This is a genomic window from Bacillus cereus G9842, from assembly GCF_000021305.1.
GTDB classification, from domain to species: domain Bacteria; phylum Bacillota; class Bacilli; order Bacillales; family Bacillaceae_G; genus Bacillus_A; species Bacillus_A thuringiensis_S.
On sequence record NC_011772.1, the window covers coordinates 1,257,132 to 1,273,801 of the forward strand.

The window sequence follows — 16,670 nt, forward strand, 5'->3', positions numbered from 1 at the left end:
TAAAATAGTTATGATGCAAAGTTCTTATAAATCGTTTCAATTGTTGTTTGGAAGATACTGAGGTGATTTAACTGGAGTACAAATCTATTAAACCGAAAAAAATTTACGAAGAAGTATCTGAAGCTATTTTAACAATGATTAAAAATGGTACGTTAAAACCTGGTGACAAACTACTCCCTGTGCATCAATTAGCTGAGCAGTTTCAAGTTGGCAGATCTGCTGTTCGTGAAGCGCTAAGTGCGCTAAGAGCGATGGGCTTAATTGAGATGAAACAAGGAGAAGGTACATATGTGAAGAACTTCGATTCTTCTTCATTAACAAAATCATTAAACAATAGATTATTAATGAAGAAAGAAGATATTTTGAATTTATTAGAAGTACGAAAGGTGCTTGAAGTGGGGGCAGTTCGAGTAGCGGCGGCAAAACGTACGGAAGATAATTTACAAAATATGAAACATTGGTTAGATGAAATGGCAAAGAGCATTGGAGATGAAAAGGCTGGCGAAAAAGCTGATTTTCAATTTCATATGGGAATTGCAGAGTCTTCGCATAATAACATTTTGCTTGAACTCATGAATCATGTTTCAGAGATGATTGCTGAAACAATTGGTGAATCAAGACGCATTATTTTATATGGTGAACAAACGACATCAGAACGACTTATAGAAGAGCATCAAGTTATATATGATGCGGTGTTAAAACAAGATGTAGAATTAGCGCAGAAAGCAATGCTAGATCATTTAACAAATGTAGAACATATTGTCACAGGTAAAAACGATATAAATTCGTAATTTAATCTTTTAAAAATTTAATTTTCTGATAAAATAGAGAAAGATTAAGTAAGCGTTTTCTTTAGGAGAGGGAGAGGATAGGCCATGGTTGAGCCTATTTCTTCTCTACTAAGTCATCTGATGACCATATGTTTGTTGGCGAAGTTGTAAAAAGGGGGAGTAATAGTTATGAAAGTTACTTTATTTGTTACTTGTTTAGTCGATATGTTTGAAACAAATGTCGGTAAAGCAACAGTTGAAGTGTTGGAGCGTTTAGGTTGTGAAATTGAATTTCCAGAAGCACAAGTTTGTTGTGGTCAGCCTGCTTATAATAGCGGCCATGTAGAAGCAGCAAAAGAAGCGATGAAACATATGATTGAAACTTTTGAAGATGCAGAATATATTGTTACACCATCTGGCTCGTGTGCGACAATGTTTCATGAGTATCCGCATGTTTTCAAAGATGATCCAAAGTGGGCTAAACGTGCACAAAAAGTTGCTGATAAAACTTATGAATTTACACAGTTTATTGTAGATGTTTTAAAAGTTACAGATGTTGGTGCAAGTTTATCAGGGATAGCTACTATTCATAAATCATGTCATATGACACGTATGCTCGGAGTAAAAGAAGCACCAGGGATTTTATTATCAAATGTAAAAGGATTAACTGTGAGAGATTTGCCAAACGTGCAAAATTGTTGTGGGTTTGGGGGAACGTTTTCAGTTAAGATGACTCCAATCTCTGAGCAAATGGTAGATGAAAAAGTAGATAGTGTAATGGAAACAGGTGCAGATTATTTAATCGGTGCAGATTGTGGGTGTTTGTTAAACATTGGCGGACGTATTGAGCGTTTAGGAAAAGAAGTAAAAGTAATGCATATTGCTGAGGTACTGAATAGTCGCTCATGAAGGGGGAACATAAGCTATGTCTATGAAAATTAGTGAGAAAAAATTTAATGATCGCGTTGGTGATGGAATTCAAGATTCGTTTATGCGCGGAGCAGTATCTTCGGCACAAACGCGCTTATATACGAATCGCTTAAAAGCCGCAGATGAATTAGGAAACTGGGAAGAGTGGCGTGAACTAGGTGAACAAATCCGTCAACATACGTTAGAAAATCTTGATTATTACTTAATGCAGTTAAGTGAAAATGTATCAAAAAGAGGCGGACACGTGTACTTTGCGAAGACGAAAGAGGAAGCAGCAAAGTATATTCAAGACGTCGCCAAAAAGAAACAAGCGAAAAAAGTAGTAAAATCAAAGTCGATGGTAACAGAAGAAATCAGTATGAACCATGCGCTTGAAGAGATTGGCTGTGAAGTGTTAGAGAGTGATTTAGGAGAGTATATCTTGCAAGTAGATAACGATCCACCTTCACATATTATTGCACCTGCACTTCATAAAAATAGAACGCAAATTCGCGATGTATTTAAAGAAAAGCTAGGCTATGAAAATTCTGATGACCCGTATGAAATGACAAAGTTTGTTCGTAAACAACTTCGTGAGAAATTTATGGATGCAGAAATTGGTGTAACTGGTTGTAACTTTGCTGTTGCAAATACGGGCTCCCTTTGTTTAGTAACGAATGAAGGTAATGCAGATCTTGTTATGTCAATTCCGAAAACACAAATTGCAGTAATGGGTATGGAACGTATGGTTCCGACAATGGAAGAATTAGATGTTTTAGTTGGTTTACTATGTCGTAGTGCAGTAGGTCAAAAATTAACAAGTTATGTAACAGTAGCAGGACCAATTCAAGAAGAGGAAGTTGATGGACCTGAAGAATTCCATTTAGTTGTTGTTGATAATGGTCGCTCTCAAATTCTTGGATCTGAATTCCGTTCAGTATTACAATGTATTCGTTGCGCTGCTTGTGTTAACGTATGTCCTGTATATCGTCACGTTGGTGGACATTCATATGGATCGATTTATTCAGGACCAATCGGCGCGGTATTAACACCGCTTCTAGGTGGATATGATGATTATAAAGAGCTTCCTTATGCATCTAGTTTATGCGGAGCATGTACAGAAGCTTGTCCAGTAAAAATTCCATTGCATGATTTATTATTAAAACATCGTCAAGTCATCGTTGAGCAAGAAGGTCGTGCACCACTTGCAGAAAAACTAGCGATGAAAATGTTTAGTATGGGTGCTTCTTCAGCTGCTTTATATAAAATGGGTTCAAAAATGGCACCAGCGGCAATGAGTCCATTTACATCTGGTAATCGTGTATCAAAAGGTGTTGGCCCACTTAAAAACTGGACGGATATTCGTGAATTCCCAGCTCCAAGTAAAGAACGATTCCGTGATTGGTATAAAGATCATAAGAAAGGCGGGGATAAATAATGACAGGATTAATTCAAAACCGTGATGCCTTTCTAGATAACATTGCAAAAGAACTTGGGCGCGCGCGTAAAACAGAAGGTGTAGAGCGTCCAGTATGGAAAAGTAATGTGAATATAGAAACATTAAAAGATTATTCACAAGAAGAATTACTAGAAGTGTTTAAAAATCAATGTACAAACATTCATACAACTGTAGTAGAAACGACAAATGAACGTTTACGTGAAGACCTTCAACAAGTAATCATGGAAAACGGCGGAGGACCTATTTTATTATCAGCGGATGAGCGTTTTGATGCATATGGTTTAACATCTTTATTTAAAGAAGAACTTCCAAAGCGAGACGTTGAAGTAAACGTATGGGATCCAGAGAGAAAAGACGGAAATATGCGTTTAGCTGAAAAAGCGAATATTGGTATTGCATTTAGTGATTATACATTAGCTGAATCTGGTACAATTGTTGTACAAAGTCATAAAGGACAAGGACGTTCTTTACATTTTTTACCGACTGTATATTTAGCTATTATTCCACGTGAAACACTTGTGCCTCGTATTACACAAGCAGTTCAGGATATGAACTCACGTGTAGAAGATGGCGAGACAGCGGCATCTTGTATTAACTTTATTACAGGACCAAGTAACTCGGCTGACATTGAGATGAATCTTGTTGTCGGAGTACATGGACCATTAAAAGCAATATATTTCATCGTATAAAAGAGGGGAAAGCAGGCCAGAAAATGGCCTGCTTTTTTAGTAGAATAATGGATAATATGAAGTAGAAGTTCTCTCCTTTTTTTGCTATGTTTTTTGGGAAAGGAGAGGAAGGGATGTTCACTTATTTATATGCACTGTTAGCAGGAATGGTGTTTGGGTCTTTTTTTATGTTAGTTGCGATGAGGGTTCCATTAGGGGAGTCTATCATTACCCCGCGTTCACATTGTCATTATTGTAAATATGTGCTAAGGCCAAAAGAACTAATCCCCATCATTTCATTTTATATACAAAGAGGCTGTTGTACGAATTGTAAGAGGCAAATTCCGATTATGTATGTAGCATTTGAATGTATAACAGGAAGTATATTTCTTCTTACCGTGTATATGATTGGAATAGAACGAGAGCTTATTATCATTTTATCCCTTTTTTCGCTACTTCTTATTATTTCACTTACAGATTACTTATATATGTTAATTCCTGATTGTATTTTAATTTCATTTGCCGTTTTACTCATTCTCGAAAGTGTTTTTGTACAATTAGTTACTTGGACAGATAGTATAGTTGGTAGTGGTGTTATATTCATTTTGTTATATTGCATGCAAAAGATATATCCAGAAGGGCTTGGCGGTGGAGATATAAAACTACTTTCGTTGCTTGGGTTTATAGTAGGAGTGAAGGGAGTTTTTATCATTTTATTTTTAGCATCTTGTTTTAGTCTTTGTTTTTTCGGGATTGGGATCGTATTAAAGCGTATAGAAGTACGAAAGCCCATTCCATTTGGTCCTTTTATTAGCCTTGGGGCAATATGTTATGTATTGGTCGCATATTCAAAGTAGAGAGGGAATAGAAAATGAACGTATATATGGATGATCAAAGAAGTTGTCCGTTCGGGTATGTGCCGGCAACTACAGTAGAATGTACCTTACAAATGGTTCGGGATTATGGTGTGAATATTCTTTCCCTTGATTTTAATATGGGATGGGGAGAAAAAAGTGGACTAGATTTTGTAGAAGCCTTTTGTACAGAAGGGTTATATGTAAATGAAATTCACCTTCATACGAATGATATCATCGGTATGCATAAGATGAAACAAAGATTGGATAAGGGAAAGGAAGAAGGAGAAATTAATCCTTACCTTGTTGTTAAATATGTGGGAAGCTAAAAACTCCAAAGTAAAACTTTGGAGTTTTTAATGTTTCATATGTGCTTGTAAAGGAATAATCTCTTCTTGTTGAGCTGCTGCGATTTCAGTTTCTTCCTGTTGAACGTCAGGTGTTTTCTTAGTTAAGTAGTGGTATACCATACCGACAAATACTGATCCGCCAATAATGTTACCGATTGTAACAGGAATTAAGTTATGAATAGCACCTGAAAAAGAAATTGTCTCAGGATGTGGTGAAACTAAAGATAAAGCAAAGAGTGATAAGTTTGCAATACTATGTTCGTAACCAGATAAGAAGAATGTGAAAACAAGTAGCATCATGACCATTATTTTTGCTGTGTCACCTTTGACCTGAGAAGGTAAGAAGCAAGCAAGACATACGAGCCAGTTACATAAAATGGCTTTAAAGAATAACTGCATTGTAGGTGTGTTCATCTTTCCTTCAACGACTTTACTCATTAAGTGACCGTGATCAATTGCTTCAAAAATTCCAGTTGCGTAAAATAGTAAGGCAAAGAATAACGCGCCACCTAAGTTACCTGCGTAACAAGCAACCCAGTTACGCAGTGTATCAGAAATCGTTGTTTCCTTTCTTAAAGTTGCTACAGTAAAGTACATTGTGTTTCCAGTAAACAATTCAGCACCGCCATATATAATAAGTACGAGAGCAATCCCGAAAAACATAGAAGCAGCTAAATAAGTTGCTGGTGAATCTGCAATGTGAAAAAAATTACCTAATTTAAAACATAGTACAATAATAAAACCGATATAAATACCCGCAAGTGCAGCACGAATGAAATATTGCATTGGGTTTGTATCTAGCATTTTCTTTTTGCTTTTAGCCAGTTTGACAACATAATCTAGTCCTTGTTCTAGCATGAGTAATACGCTCCTTTAGTAAATCTTCTATAAATACTCCTTATATGAATAAAGTACATGGAATTGTTCTCACTTTCAATAAGTTTGTGCAATGTTTCACAAAAAGGACATACATATATTTAGAAAACGTTTACAAAAGATAGTATAATGGAATTTTTTCTGGATATTGAGAGGAAGAAAGCAAAAAGAAAAAGCGCTGTAATTACAGCGCTTTTTCGTCTAAATTCTTTTCTACTTTTACTTCTACTTCTTTTGAGAAGAACCAACCACCAACTGCGATTCCGACTAATACAATCCAGAATGTAAGCTTCCACGGAGTGGATTCTGGGAATGAATGTGGAATTACATTTAATGCAGGGTGTGCTAATGTATAAACTGCTAGCTTTACACCAACCCAACCTACAATTAAGAATGCTGCAGTTTCAAGTCCTGGTTTACGTTTTAAGATTTGTACGAAAGCAGTTGCTGCAAATCGCATAATGATTAATCCGATAAGTCCACCCACAAAGATAACAACGAATTGCCCAGTATCAAGACTACCAATTGTACCTAATCCTGTTTTTGGTAAAGTCATTGCTAGTGCAACAGCAGCTAAAATTGAATCAACTGCGAAGGCGATATCAGCAACCTCAACTTTAAATACAGTCCACCAAAAGTTCTCTTGTTTTTTCTTTGCTTCTTTTTCTTCAGTTTCTTCATCCGTATTCTTTTTAACATACGTTTTAAATAAGTGATTACCAGCGATAAACATAAGGTAGATGGCACCGATTGCTTGCACTTGCCATACATCGACTAAGAACGAAATCATAAATAACGATCCGAATCGGAAAACAAATGCCCCCGCTAATCCATAAAATAGTGCTTTCTTTCGTTTTTCTTCTGGTAAATGTTTTACCATAATTGCAAGAACAAGAGCGTTATCAGCCGCTAAAATTCCTTCAAGTGCAATTAGGATGAGTAATACCCAACCATACTCCAATAATAATGATACATCCATGTACATTCTCCTCTCATTTCTATAAGTTCTAAATAAGTGAAGAATTTCCCCACTATTTAGTTTCCCCATACTCCTGCCTATTAACTTTGGAAGAATCTGGAAGTGAATACAAAAAAGACCTCTGCCGTTAATAGGCAAAGGTCTTGCTAGACATATGTAATGAAAATGCCAACAAAGCCGGAAGAACTAAGTTCTACGTAATGACGACTTTGTTTCCAAGAAATTTTCTTGGACGCTACTCCCCTTTGGAGATATGCTATTGTATTCTCATTATATGGATAATTTCTACGGTTGTCAACCTGTTAAAATATCTTCATTCGGATATTTTATTTTCCGGTTCTTTTTACGAGCAAATGAAAAAGCCAATGTTAAAGGACCCATTTTCCCAAAAAACATCATAAAGATAATAATAGCTTTTCCGATTATAGTTAAGTGGGGTGTTAAGTTCATACTGAGGCCAACAGTCCCAAATGCTGAAAATACTTCGAAAGCACTCATCAATAGAGGAACTCGCTCAGTAATACTCAAAATTAAAATAGCAAAAAAGATAAATGAAATGGAAATAATAGTAATAGTTAATGATTTGACAATGAGAGTATCTTTAATGGATTTTTTAAATACGACAATATCCTCTTGTTCTTGTAGAAATTTAAATACGCCAAAAAATATGATTAAAAATGTTGTTAACTTAATCCCACCACCCGTTGAAGCGCTACCAGCACCAATAAACATAAGGAGCATCATTAATAGGAGGGAAGGTTTTGACAATGTAGAAATATCAACTGTATTAAACCCGGCAGTTCGCGTCGAAATTGCTTGAAAATAAGAGGCTATTCCTTCTTCAAATGGGGTAAAACCTCTCATAGAAAGGGAGTTATGGAACTCGAATATAAAAATAAAAAGGGTAGCAATAATGTTGACGATTAGAGTAGAAGAAAGCATAAGTTTTGAATGTAGTGTAAGGTTTTTAAAGTTTTTCTTTCTTTTTATGTCTACGATTACTGTAAAACCTATTCCACCTAAAATGATGAGAGAGGAAATGACGAAATTGACAAGAATGCTATGAGAATGGGACATTAAATTATCGCTCCACACAGAAAAACCAGCATTGTTAAAGGCTGAGATTGAATGGAAAAAACTATAATAGATCCCTTTGGTAACCCCATATTTTGGTACCCACTCAAAAGAAAGAATTAAAGTAGCGATACATTCGACTGTAAAAGAGAATAAAAATAACGATTTGGCAAGACGGATGACGCCGCCGATATTCGTTTGATTTAATGCTTGTTGTAATAAAATACGGTTTTGAAGACCGATTTTTCTTCCGAGCATAATCGCAATTAAGACAGCAAAGCTCATAATGCCAAGCCCGCCAACTTGTATAAGCGCTAAAATGACACATTGTCCAAATAAAGTAAACATTTTTCCGGTATCTACAACACCAAGCCCAGTAACAGTACAAGCGGAAACGGTTGTAAATAAGGCATCGAGCCATGAAATGGACGTTGTCGTAGCAATGGGCAGTTTTAATAAGCATGTGCCGACAACTGATAATAGAAGAAAAGATAAAGTAAGAACGCGGGGAGGGCTCATGCTAATATTAATCCGTTTCATTTCACATATCGCTCCTTTCATTTTGCTTTGATTAGTATGTGAAAAAGCACTATTATGTATGTTGAAAATAGAAAGAGGCAGAGAATATCTGCCTCTAAGCCATATGTTATATTATTATCCACGTAATTGTTGTTGTGCTAAAGCAACAAGACGTTTTGTTACTTCACCGCCAACTGAACCGTTAGAACGAGATGCTGTATTAGACCCTAAGCTTACACCAAATTCTTGTGCAATCTCATATTTAAATTGTTCAAGCGCTTGCTCTGCACCTGGAACTAATAATTTGTTTGTTTTTACCATGTTGATACACATCCTTATGAGTAGTCCAGTTCAGCTAAGTTCTTATCTAAACTGGTAACGTTATTTTATGTGGAAATGACGTAGTCATACGCGGAAGTAATCGGTGCGATTAGAAGTTCTTGGATAGAAAAAAGAGTAGCAAATTTGCTACTCTTTTTTTAGTATTGTCGCCGTTCCTTCCACGACAATATCATCTGATTGATTATATATGTTTGTTTGCAACGTAATGATTTTTTTATCGTCACGCTTCTTAATAACCTCTGCCACAACACGAAGTGTATCACCGATTTTGACAGGGGCACGGAATGAAACATTTTGGGATAAATAAATCGTATTTTTGCCTGGGAGTTTCGTTCCAAGGATGGTAGAAATAAAACTCGAAACGAGCATACCGTGAGCAATACGTTCTTTAAACATTGTTGTTTTTGCAAAAGAATCTAAAATATGAATAGGATTCACATCTCCAGTCAATTTTGCAAAATTGATAACATCTTCATCCGTAATTGTTTTTGTAAGGGATGCTTGATCACCGACTTGAATCTCATCATAACGAAGCTCCGGAACAGTTTGTGCTTCTTGAAATGGATTCATTTTGTCCTCCTTCTTTTCCATATCGAAAAATGCTAGCCATCTTGATGTAGTAGGAGGAAGAAAGAGTTTTGTTTGTGCTGCAGTTAGCTCCCACATTTTTCTTACTTGATGGAAGTAAATAGATTTTTTGAATTTTCCTCGAACTTTTTTGCGAGTTCCAACTGTTTTGACTTGAACTCTTCCAAAAAACCCTCTAACTGTTTTTGAGCCTCTTCACGTTGTAATTGTTGTTGCTCAATAAATTGTTTTGTTGTTTCTTCAAATTGACCGCTTGTTTGTGTAAGGATTGACAAAGATGTTTTTGTAGGAGAAACAGTAAGTTGCTGCATATGAGCAGAAAGTTCCTTCCACTTGTCTTGCCACTCGTTAATTTGATCATTTAAGGAGTTTCCAGTTAATTGTTTCACGTAATCTGTATATTGGTTATTGAACTGAGCAGTGAGTTGTTGTAGTTCTTTTTCTAGTTCATCTACTCCTGATGTTAATTTATGCAAAGCGTCTTGTTGTTGTTTTAATGTTTCTAAAGTAAGTTGCTCTAATTGTTTCCCAGCTGAAGAGAAAAGGGAAAGTGATTGAGACCAGTTTTTCCAAAATGCATCGACTAATTCGTATGGTTTAGTTTCCATTGTTTGACCCCCAAATGTTTTTTTGCATATTGTGAACGCAGATTACTCTGCTGTACCACCAGGTGAAGATGAAGAATCCTTTTCATCCTTTTCTGGAGAAGTAGAAAATGGAAAGAATGCATTGGTGTATAACGTGAAAAACGTTCGCAACATATTTTGATAATGTTCAAAAGAAGTCGCACATGTTGTTAAATATTGCTCTCCATATTCAGTTAAAGAATAAATTCTTTTTGCCGGCCCTCCATCGCTTGTATCCCAAGTAGAAGAAATAAGGTTTTCTTTTTCTAATTTGCGTAGTGTTCTATAAACATTACCTTGGTCAACAGAAGAAAAGCCGATATCCATTAGCATTTGAATAAGTTTGTAACCATGAAGACTCCAGTCTTTTAGACAGAGAAGTAAGAAGGGAACTAAGAAGTTTTTTGGCATGGAGTTTGGTTGTTTCGCTTGGTTGTTCTCCAAACTTTCGCGTTGTTCTGGTTCATTTTGTAGCATGATTGTGCATCACCTCATGAATCAGTTAGATGGAATTTTTTGCTTATAAGTGCAATTTACACCTATCTGTTTTTAAAGTCAACACATTTGTTAGAAAATAGAAAAAAATAAAATATAGACTTGAAGTTTTATTCAGAATATTAGAAAATAGTGAATAGGTTGAATTGTTTCAAAAACGAAAAAGGGAGTGTAGGTAAAGTGATTGATCAAAAATTCGATCCACTACAAGCATGGAAAAATGCTTATGAACAAACCGAAACATTTTGGGGAAAAGCGCTCAATGAAACAATTAAAACAGAAGAATATTCTGCTTGGATGGGCAGCGTTCTAGATTTGAATTTGTTTTATCAAAAAGCATTAAATGATACGACAAAAAACTATTTAGAACAAGTAAATGTGCCGACGAAAGAGGATATCGCAAGAGTGGCTACGCTTGTTATTAACTTAGAAAATAAAGTAGATAACATTGAGGAGTTTCTAGAGGAGAAAGTAGATTCTTTAGGACAAGCTCCTACATTAAAGCGTGATGTGACGAAAGTGAAACAAGATATTCGTACGCTTGAAACAAAAGTAGATCAAATTTTAGAATTGCTAGAAAAGCAAAATGCAGTACTAGCTAAACTACAAGTACCTGTAAAAGAAGAGATAAAGCCTGCGAATAAGCCGGAAAATAAAAAATGATAAAAGCGCTTGTTTATAACAGGTAAAAGAGAGAGGGAGAATCTCTTTCACGTGTAAACGGCGAAACATAATTATATAGGGACTCTACAGTATGAGTACCAAAATGATTCATAACAATCGTTCACAAATTCATTTAAGGGGGAAAAGAAATGGTTCAATTAAATGGCAAAGTAGCAATCGTAACAGGTGGAGCAAAAGGGATTGGAAAAGCAATTACAGTAGCATTAGCACAAGAGGGAGCGAAAGTAGTTATTAACTATAATAGCAGTAAAGAAGCAGCTGAAAATTTAGTAAATGAACTAGGAAAAGATGGACATGACGTTTATGCAGTGCAAGCGGATGTTTCTAAAGTAGAAGATGCAAACCGACTTGTAGAAGAAGCTGTGAATCATTTTGGTAAAGTTGATATTCTTGTTAATAATGCTGGTATTACAAGAGATCGTACATTCAAAAAGTTAAATCGTGAAGATTGGGAGCGCGTAATTGACGTGAATTTAAGTAGCGTATTTAATACGACAAGCGCGGTTCTTCCATACATAACGGAAGCGGAAGAAGGAAGAATTATTAGCATTTCTTCTATTATTGGCCAAGCAGGTGGATTTGGCCAAACAAACTACTCAGCAGCAAAAGCGGGTATGTTAGGATTTACAAAATCATTAGCATTAGAACTTGCAAAAACAAATGTCACTGTAAATGCAATTTGCCCTGGATTTATTGATACTGAAATGGTAGCAGAAGTACCAGAAGAAGTACGTCAAAAAATCGTTGCAAAAATCCCGAAAAAACGTTTTGGTCAAGCTGATGAAATTGCAAAAGGTGTAGTATACCTATGCCGTGACGGTGCGTATATCACAGGTCAGCAATTAAACATTAACGGCGGATTATATATGTAATGAAGTAAGAAAAAAGTGCATATCCATAGCAGGAATGCACTTCTTTTTTTAGAAGGAAATCGACCAAAAAGGAGATAGGAAAATGACTACATTCGCAACAGAATGGGAAAAGCAATTAGAGCTATACCCAGAAGAGTACCGAAAAGCATACCGCCGAGTGAAAAGGGCGAGTGAAATTTTATTACGTGAACCAGAGCCGCAAGTAGGATTAACGCCGAAAGAGGTTATTTGGACGAAGAATAAGACGAAGCTTTATCGCTACATTCCAAAACAAGAAAAAACACAAAGAGTTCCAATTTTGTTAATATATGCTCTTATTAATAAACCATATATTATGGATTTAACTCCTGGAAATAGTTTAGTGGAATATCTAGTGGATCGTGGTTTTGATGTGTATATGCTTGATTGGGGCACATTTGGTTTAGAAGATAGTCATTTGAAATTTGATGATTTCGTGTTTGATTATATTGCAAAAGCAGTAAAAAAAGTAATGCGAACTGCAAAAGCGGACGAGATTTCTTTACTTGGTTATTGCATGGGTGGAACGCTAACTTCCATTTATGCAGCACTTCATCCGCACATGCCAATTCGTAATTTAATTTTCATGACAAGTCCTTTTGATTTCTCTGAAACAGGATTGTATGGTCCTTTATTAGATGAGAAATACTTCAATTTAGATAAAGCGGTTGATACATTTGGAAATATTCCGCCAGAAATGATTGATTTCGGAAACAAAATGTTAAAACCAATTACGAACTTTGTTGGTCCATATGTTGCTTTAGTAGATCGTTCAGAGAATGAGCGCTTCGTCGAAAGCTGGAGATTGGTTCAAAAGTGGGTTGGTGATGGTATTCCGTTCCCAGGTGAATCATACAGACAGTGGATTCGTGATTTTTATCAAAATAATAAACTGGTTAAGGGTGAACTTGTTATTCGCGGACAAAAGGTAGACCTTGCAAATATTAAGGCGAATGTCTTAAATATTTCCGGGAAACGTGATCATATCGCTTTGCCATGTCAAGTAGAAGCGTTACTAGACCATATTTCTAGCACAGATAAACAATATGTATGTTTACCGACAGGGCATATGTCTATTGTTTACGGTGGAACAGCTGTAAAACAAACATATCCGACGATTGGAAATTGGCTTGAAGAGCGTTCTAATTAAAAATAAAAAAATCCAACTAGCCTATGTTAGTTGGATTTTTTTATGGAAAATAACAAAACATAGAAAGGAGAAATTTATATTTTAGGAGTATGATTATGAAACTTATGACCGGTAAGTTGTTTTGGAATACAGGAGTTTCTGTACCTTGTTATCCACCGTTAGAAAGTGATATGATATGTGATGTACTTGTAGTCGGAAGTGGCGAAGCAGGTGCTCATATAGCGCATTCGTTAGCGAAAATTGGTATGAGTGTTACACTTATTGAAAAAAGAGCAATTGCGTGTGGTAGCACAGCTGCTAATACAGGTTTACTACAATTTCTTCATGATAAATCGTTAACTTCTCTTATTCATACATTTGGTAAAGAAAAAGGGGTACGAGCATATAAGCTTTGTTATGAAGCGCTAAGAACAATGGAAGAGGTTATACCGACTCTTGATATTGATCCCCATTTTATTCCGCGAAATAGTTTATATTATGCAAGTAAAAGTGAGGATGTCTCATTTTTACAAGAGGAATATAATACGTTACAGAATTATGGATTTCCAGTTGAATATTTTACAGAAGCTGATATTAAGAAACGTTATTCTTTTGCAAAACAAGCAGCGTTATATATGCAAGGTGATGCTGAGGTGAATCCGTATTTACTAGCGCATAGTTTTTTGCATAAAGCAAACCAAATGGGAGCTAATATATATAAACATACAGAGGCAATACATATAAAAAAACACCAAAATGATTTAATTTGTTACACGAAAACAGGAAATCAAATTGTAGCAAAGAATATTATTATGGCGACAGGTTATGAAGCGCTTTTTGGAAAGAAAGAAAAGAATACAACAGTAGAAACTTCTTATGCAATTGTAACAAATGAAATAAATCAGTTTGAAGGCTGGCATGAGCGATCGTTAATTTGGGAAACGGCACGGCCCTACTTATATTTTCGAACGTATCGAAACCGCATTATTGTAGGCGGATTAGATGAAGCGATACAAATTCAAACAATCGGTGATACGAAATTATTGCATAAGCGTGATATCCTTATTAATATTGTAAAAGAACTGTTCCCGCAGTATAAAAATATACAGGCAGACTACTATTGGGCAGCCGCATTTGGTGGTACTCATGATGGTCTCCCCATTTTAAAAGAAGACGAAAAGATACATAATTTGTTTTACGCATTGCCGTATGGAGGTAATGGAACTGTATATGGAATGGTCTTTGCCAAATTATTTGAGCAGTTATTTACAAATAAAGAAAGTAAAGATTTTTCTTTATTTAATCGATAGAAAAAAGGTAGCGAAGTGATGGAATGAGAGATATAAAAAAGTTTTTACAAAAATTACGTCCTGTACAACTCATCGTTTTGTTTTATTTATTAGCGGTAGTTGTATCGGTAATATTGCTTAGTTTCCCGTTTGTTACGAAGGCTGGTGTGAAATGGACATTTATAGATGCCCTCTTTACATCTGTTAGTGCGGTAAGTGTTACGGGACTGTCTGTTGTTACGATTTCAGATACATTTACTACGGCAGGAATTATTATGTTAGCCCTTATTTTACAATTAGGCGGCTTAGGGATTATGGCACTTGGTACGTTTGTTTGGATTATAACGGGGAAAAAAATCGGTTTGCAGAGAAGAAGACTCATTATGGCAGATCATAATCAAGGGAATTTATCAGGCCTTGTAGAATTGATGCGTTCTATTTTAATTGTAATTATTTCGATAGAACTTATTGGAGCAATACTATTAGGTACAAGATTTCTACTTTATTTTCCAACTTGGCAAGAAGCTTATTTCCACGGTTTCTTTGCCGCTGTTAGTGCAACTACGAACGGAGGATTTGATTTAACTGGACAATCACTAATTCCGTACAAAAAAGATTATATTGTGCAAATGATTCATATGTTGCTTATTATTTTAGGAGCGATTGGCTTCCCGGTGTTAATGGAAGTAAAACAATTCTTTAGTAAAAGGCGACAGCAACTATTCCGCTTTTCGTTATTTACAAAATTGACGACAACGACATTTTTTGCACTCGTTATCGTTGGAACAATTATGATTTTTCTACTAGAACGAAATCAGTTTTTAGCAGGAAAGTCATGGCATGAAACAGTTTTCTATACATTATTCCAATCTGTGACGACGCGAAGTGGTGGACTGGCTACAATGGATATACGTGAATTGTCACAACCGACGCTTTTATTTATGAGTATATTAATGTTTATAGGGGCATCTCCAAGTTCGGTTGGGGGCGGAATACGTACAACAACATTTGCTGTTAGTATATTGTCACTATACACCTTTGCAAGGGGCGGTAGAACAGTTAGAGTCTTCAAACGTCAGTTACATGAAGAGGATGTACTGAAAGCATCTGTCGTTATGACGATGGGGATTTTGTTATGTGCTACTGCGCTATTCGTTTTATCTATTACGGAAAATGTACCGCTTATGAGCTTAATTGTTGAGGTTTGTTCTGCTTTCGGAACGACAGGACTATCAACAGGTGTTACGCCTGATTTAACAACTATTGGGAAGCTTGTACTCATTGTGCTTATGTTTATCGGACGCGTTGGTATTTTAACATTTATTTTAGCTAGTGGTGGAAGGGAACAACCACCTCGCTATAAATACCCGAAAGAACGGATTATTATTGGATAGTATGAAACCATTCTACCTATGTTAGGTAGAATGGTTTTTTAGTCGTTAATGCCAAATTGTGGATGCATAAAAGCTTCATTTTTATTATCTGATTCGTTTTTTAGCAACTCTTGATTTTCTTCTGAAATCCACCCAATATCATTTGTAGGATGGATCCACTCATCACCAGCCATAATGGCAGGATCTACTTCATCACTCCAATTGTTAAGTGGACTGTTCTCGGAATTATATTTACTGTCTCCAATTACAACATCATATGGATTCACAAAAGGTTGTTGCATCGTTTTTCCTGTTCCTTTAAAAGATGGAAAATTCATTTGATGCGGGAGCGTTTCGTCTAAAATTGGTGATTGAATCTTTTCTTTTTTCTTCAAAATCATCGCTCCTTTTTATAATGATTTCTTCATACGTAGTATTTCCATCGAACGCCTCTTATGTACTTGTTAACACTTGCCAGTAATAATTATTTTAAATTGTTTCAAACTAGAGTAGAAAGTGATTTCTTGAGAGCAGGTGAATGTATTGGTAAAAAGAAAAGTAAAACAAAATGCGGCAATCAATAATAATAAAACTCCGAAAGAAAGCTTACCAGATGCAGAATTTGCATTAGAGTATGAAGGAGAAAATAGCGCAAAGTATGCTAATCGTAATTCAAAAAAAGGGAAACAAAAATGAGGCGTTTTTACAAACGCCTCATTTTTTTGTGGGATTATAAAGGTTTTTTTAATTATTTGTAAATTTAGTGTTTTCTATTAGCAGAAAAATGCGAAAAAAC

At 35.7% G+C, this 16,670-nt stretch carries 20 protein-coding genes and 1 riboswitch; of the genes, 12 read left to right on the forward strand and 8 right to left on the reverse strand.

The genetic code is table 11. The features are described 5' to 3' along the window. The first annotated feature begins 101 nt into the window (after window positions 1–101). From BCG9842_RS06265 to BCG9842_RS06290, 6 genes are all read left to right on the forward strand, one after another. On the forward strand, window positions 102–791 hold the full coding sequence (locus BCG9842_RS06265) for a FadR/GntR family transcriptional regulator (protein ID WP_254894088.1): 690 nt from the start codon (window positions 102–104) through the stop codon (window positions 789–791). 168 nt (window positions 792–959) lie between these two features. Beyond that, window positions 960–1,679: a (Fe-S)-binding protein gene (locus tag BCG9842_RS06270; RefSeq protein ID WP_000869152.1), complete on the forward strand. Its 720-nt coding sequence runs from the start codon at window positions 960–962 to the stop codon at window positions 1,677–1,679. A gap of 16 nt (window positions 1,680–1,695) precedes the next feature. Further along, window positions 1,696–3,117 (forward strand): LutB/LldF family L-lactate oxidation iron-sulfur protein, encoded by a 1,422-nt coding sequence (locus tag BCG9842_RS06275; protein ID WP_000061930.1) that lies wholly within the window; start codon window positions 1,696–1,698, stop codon window positions 3,115–3,117. Further along, a complete protein-coding gene (locus tag BCG9842_RS06280) occupies window positions 3,117–3,827 on the forward strand; it encodes a LutC/YkgG family protein (RefSeq protein ID WP_000147194.1) in 711 nt (236 codons plus the stop codon). Before BCG9842_RS06275 ends, BCG9842_RS06280 begins: the two co-directional genes overlap by 1 nt. Window positions 3,828–3,940: 113 nt before the next feature. After that, the gene (locus tag BCG9842_RS06285; RefSeq protein ID WP_000495721.1) at window positions 3,941–4,663 is read left to right on the forward strand and encodes a prepilin peptidase; all 723 of its coding nucleotides are present in this window, start codon (window positions 3,941–3,943) and stop codon (window positions 4,661–4,663) included. A gap of 14 nt (window positions 4,664–4,677) precedes the next feature. Then, window positions 4,678–4,989, forward strand: coding sequence for a cyclic-phosphate processing receiver domain-containing protein (locus BCG9842_RS06290; RefSeq protein ID WP_001103767.1), 312 nt, complete (start codon window positions 4,678–4,680; stop codon window positions 4,987–4,989). Between the two features lie 27 nt (window positions 4,990–5,016). Here the strand turns inward: BCG9842_RS06290 and BCG9842_RS06295 are convergent, their stop codons facing one another. From BCG9842_RS06295 to phaQ, 7 genes are all read right to left on the reverse strand, one after another. Continuing rightward, on the reverse strand, window positions 5,017–5,868 hold the full coding sequence (locus BCG9842_RS06295; RefSeq protein ID WP_000893035.1) for a formate/nitrite transporter family protein: 852 nt from the start codon (window positions 5,866–5,868) through the stop codon (window positions 5,017–5,019). A 202-nt stretch (window positions 5,869–6,070) separates the two neighbouring features. After that, on the reverse strand, window positions 6,071–6,865 hold the full coding sequence (locus BCG9842_RS06300; RefSeq protein WP_000383326.1) for a TerC family protein: 795 nt from the start codon (window positions 6,863–6,865) through the stop codon (window positions 6,071–6,073). Between the two features lie 90 nt (window positions 6,866–6,955). Further along, a riboswitch (yybP-ykoY riboswitch) is annotated at window positions 6,956–7,121 on the reverse strand. Window positions 7,122–7,159: 38 nt separating this feature from the next. Then, entirely contained in the window at window positions 7,160–8,479 is a 1,320-nt protein-coding gene (locus tag BCG9842_RS06305) for a TrkH family potassium uptake protein (RefSeq protein WP_000822358.1), read from the reverse strand. A gap of 114 nt (window positions 8,480–8,593) precedes the next feature. Then, a complete protein-coding gene (locus BCG9842_RS06310; RefSeq protein WP_000241212.1) occupies window positions 8,594–8,779 on the reverse strand; it encodes an alpha/beta-type small acid-soluble spore protein in 186 nt (61 codons plus the stop codon). Between the two features lie 147 nt (window positions 8,780–8,926). Then, window positions 8,927–9,370 (reverse strand): MaoC family dehydratase, encoded by a 444-nt coding sequence (locus BCG9842_RS06315; RefSeq protein ID WP_001067916.1) that lies wholly within the window; start codon window positions 9,368–9,370, stop codon window positions 8,927–8,929. 101 nt (window positions 9,371–9,471) lie between these two features. Then, window positions 9,472–9,996 carry a polyhydroxyalkanoic acid inclusion protein PhaP gene (gene phaP / locus BCG9842_RS06320; RefSeq protein WP_000448596.1) on the reverse strand — a complete coding sequence of 175 codons (525 nt, stop codon included), beginning with the start codon at window positions 9,994–9,996 and terminating at the stop codon, window positions 9,472–9,474. Between the two features lie 42 nt (window positions 9,997–10,038). Continuing rightward, window positions 10,039–10,491: a poly-beta-hydroxybutyrate-responsive repressor gene (gene phaQ / locus BCG9842_RS06325; protein ID WP_000939954.1), complete on the reverse strand. Its 453-nt coding sequence runs from the start codon at window positions 10,489–10,491 to the stop codon at window positions 10,039–10,041. A 198-nt stretch (window positions 10,492–10,689) separates the two neighbouring features. On the opposite strand from phaQ, the gene phaR reads away from it, so the two are divergent. From phaR to BCG9842_RS06350, 5 genes are all read left to right on the forward strand, one after another. After that, window positions 10,690–11,172: a polyhydroxyalkanoic acid synthase subunit PhaR gene (gene phaR, locus BCG9842_RS06330; RefSeq protein ID WP_000566941.1), complete on the forward strand. Its 483-nt coding sequence runs from the start codon at window positions 10,690–10,692 to the stop codon at window positions 11,170–11,172. Between the two features lie 149 nt (window positions 11,173–11,321). Then, window positions 11,322–12,065, forward strand: a complete 744-nt coding sequence (locus tag BCG9842_RS06335; RefSeq protein ID WP_000250407.1) for an acetoacetyl-CoA reductase — start codon at window positions 11,322–11,324, stop codon at window positions 12,063–12,065. 82 nt (window positions 12,066–12,147) lie between these two features. Beyond that, entirely contained in the window at window positions 12,148–13,233 is a 1,086-nt protein-coding gene (phaC, locus tag BCG9842_RS06340) for a class III poly(R)-hydroxyalkanoic acid synthase subunit PhaC (protein ID WP_000206331.1), read from the forward strand. Window positions 13,234–13,328: 95 nt separating this feature from the next. Continuing rightward, entirely contained in the window at window positions 13,329–14,522 is a 1,194-nt protein-coding gene (locus BCG9842_RS06345) for an NAD(P)/FAD-dependent oxidoreductase (RefSeq protein ID WP_000772568.1), read from the forward strand. Window positions 14,523–14,545: 23 nt separating this feature from the next. Further along, window positions 14,546–15,895, forward strand: a complete 1,350-nt coding sequence (locus BCG9842_RS06350) for a TrkH family potassium uptake protein (protein WP_001204689.1) — start codon at window positions 14,546–14,548, stop codon at window positions 15,893–15,895. A gap of 38 nt (window positions 15,896–15,933) precedes the next feature. Here BCG9842_RS06350 and BCG9842_RS06355 read toward each other — a convergent pair whose 3' ends face one another. Beyond that, the gene (locus tag BCG9842_RS06355) at window positions 15,934–16,269 is read right to left on the reverse strand and encodes a DUF3905 domain-containing protein (RefSeq protein ID WP_000726020.1); all 336 of its coding nucleotides are present in this window, start codon (window positions 16,267–16,269) and stop codon (window positions 15,934–15,936) included. Between the two features lie 148 nt (window positions 16,270–16,417). On the opposite strand from BCG9842_RS06355, the gene BCG9842_RS31235 reads away from it, so the two are divergent. Beyond that, window positions 16,418–16,570, forward strand: coding sequence for a hypothetical protein (locus tag BCG9842_RS31235; protein ID WP_000240799.1), 153 nt, complete (start codon window positions 16,418–16,420; stop codon window positions 16,568–16,570). Window positions 16,571–16,670: the final 100 nt, after the last annotated feature.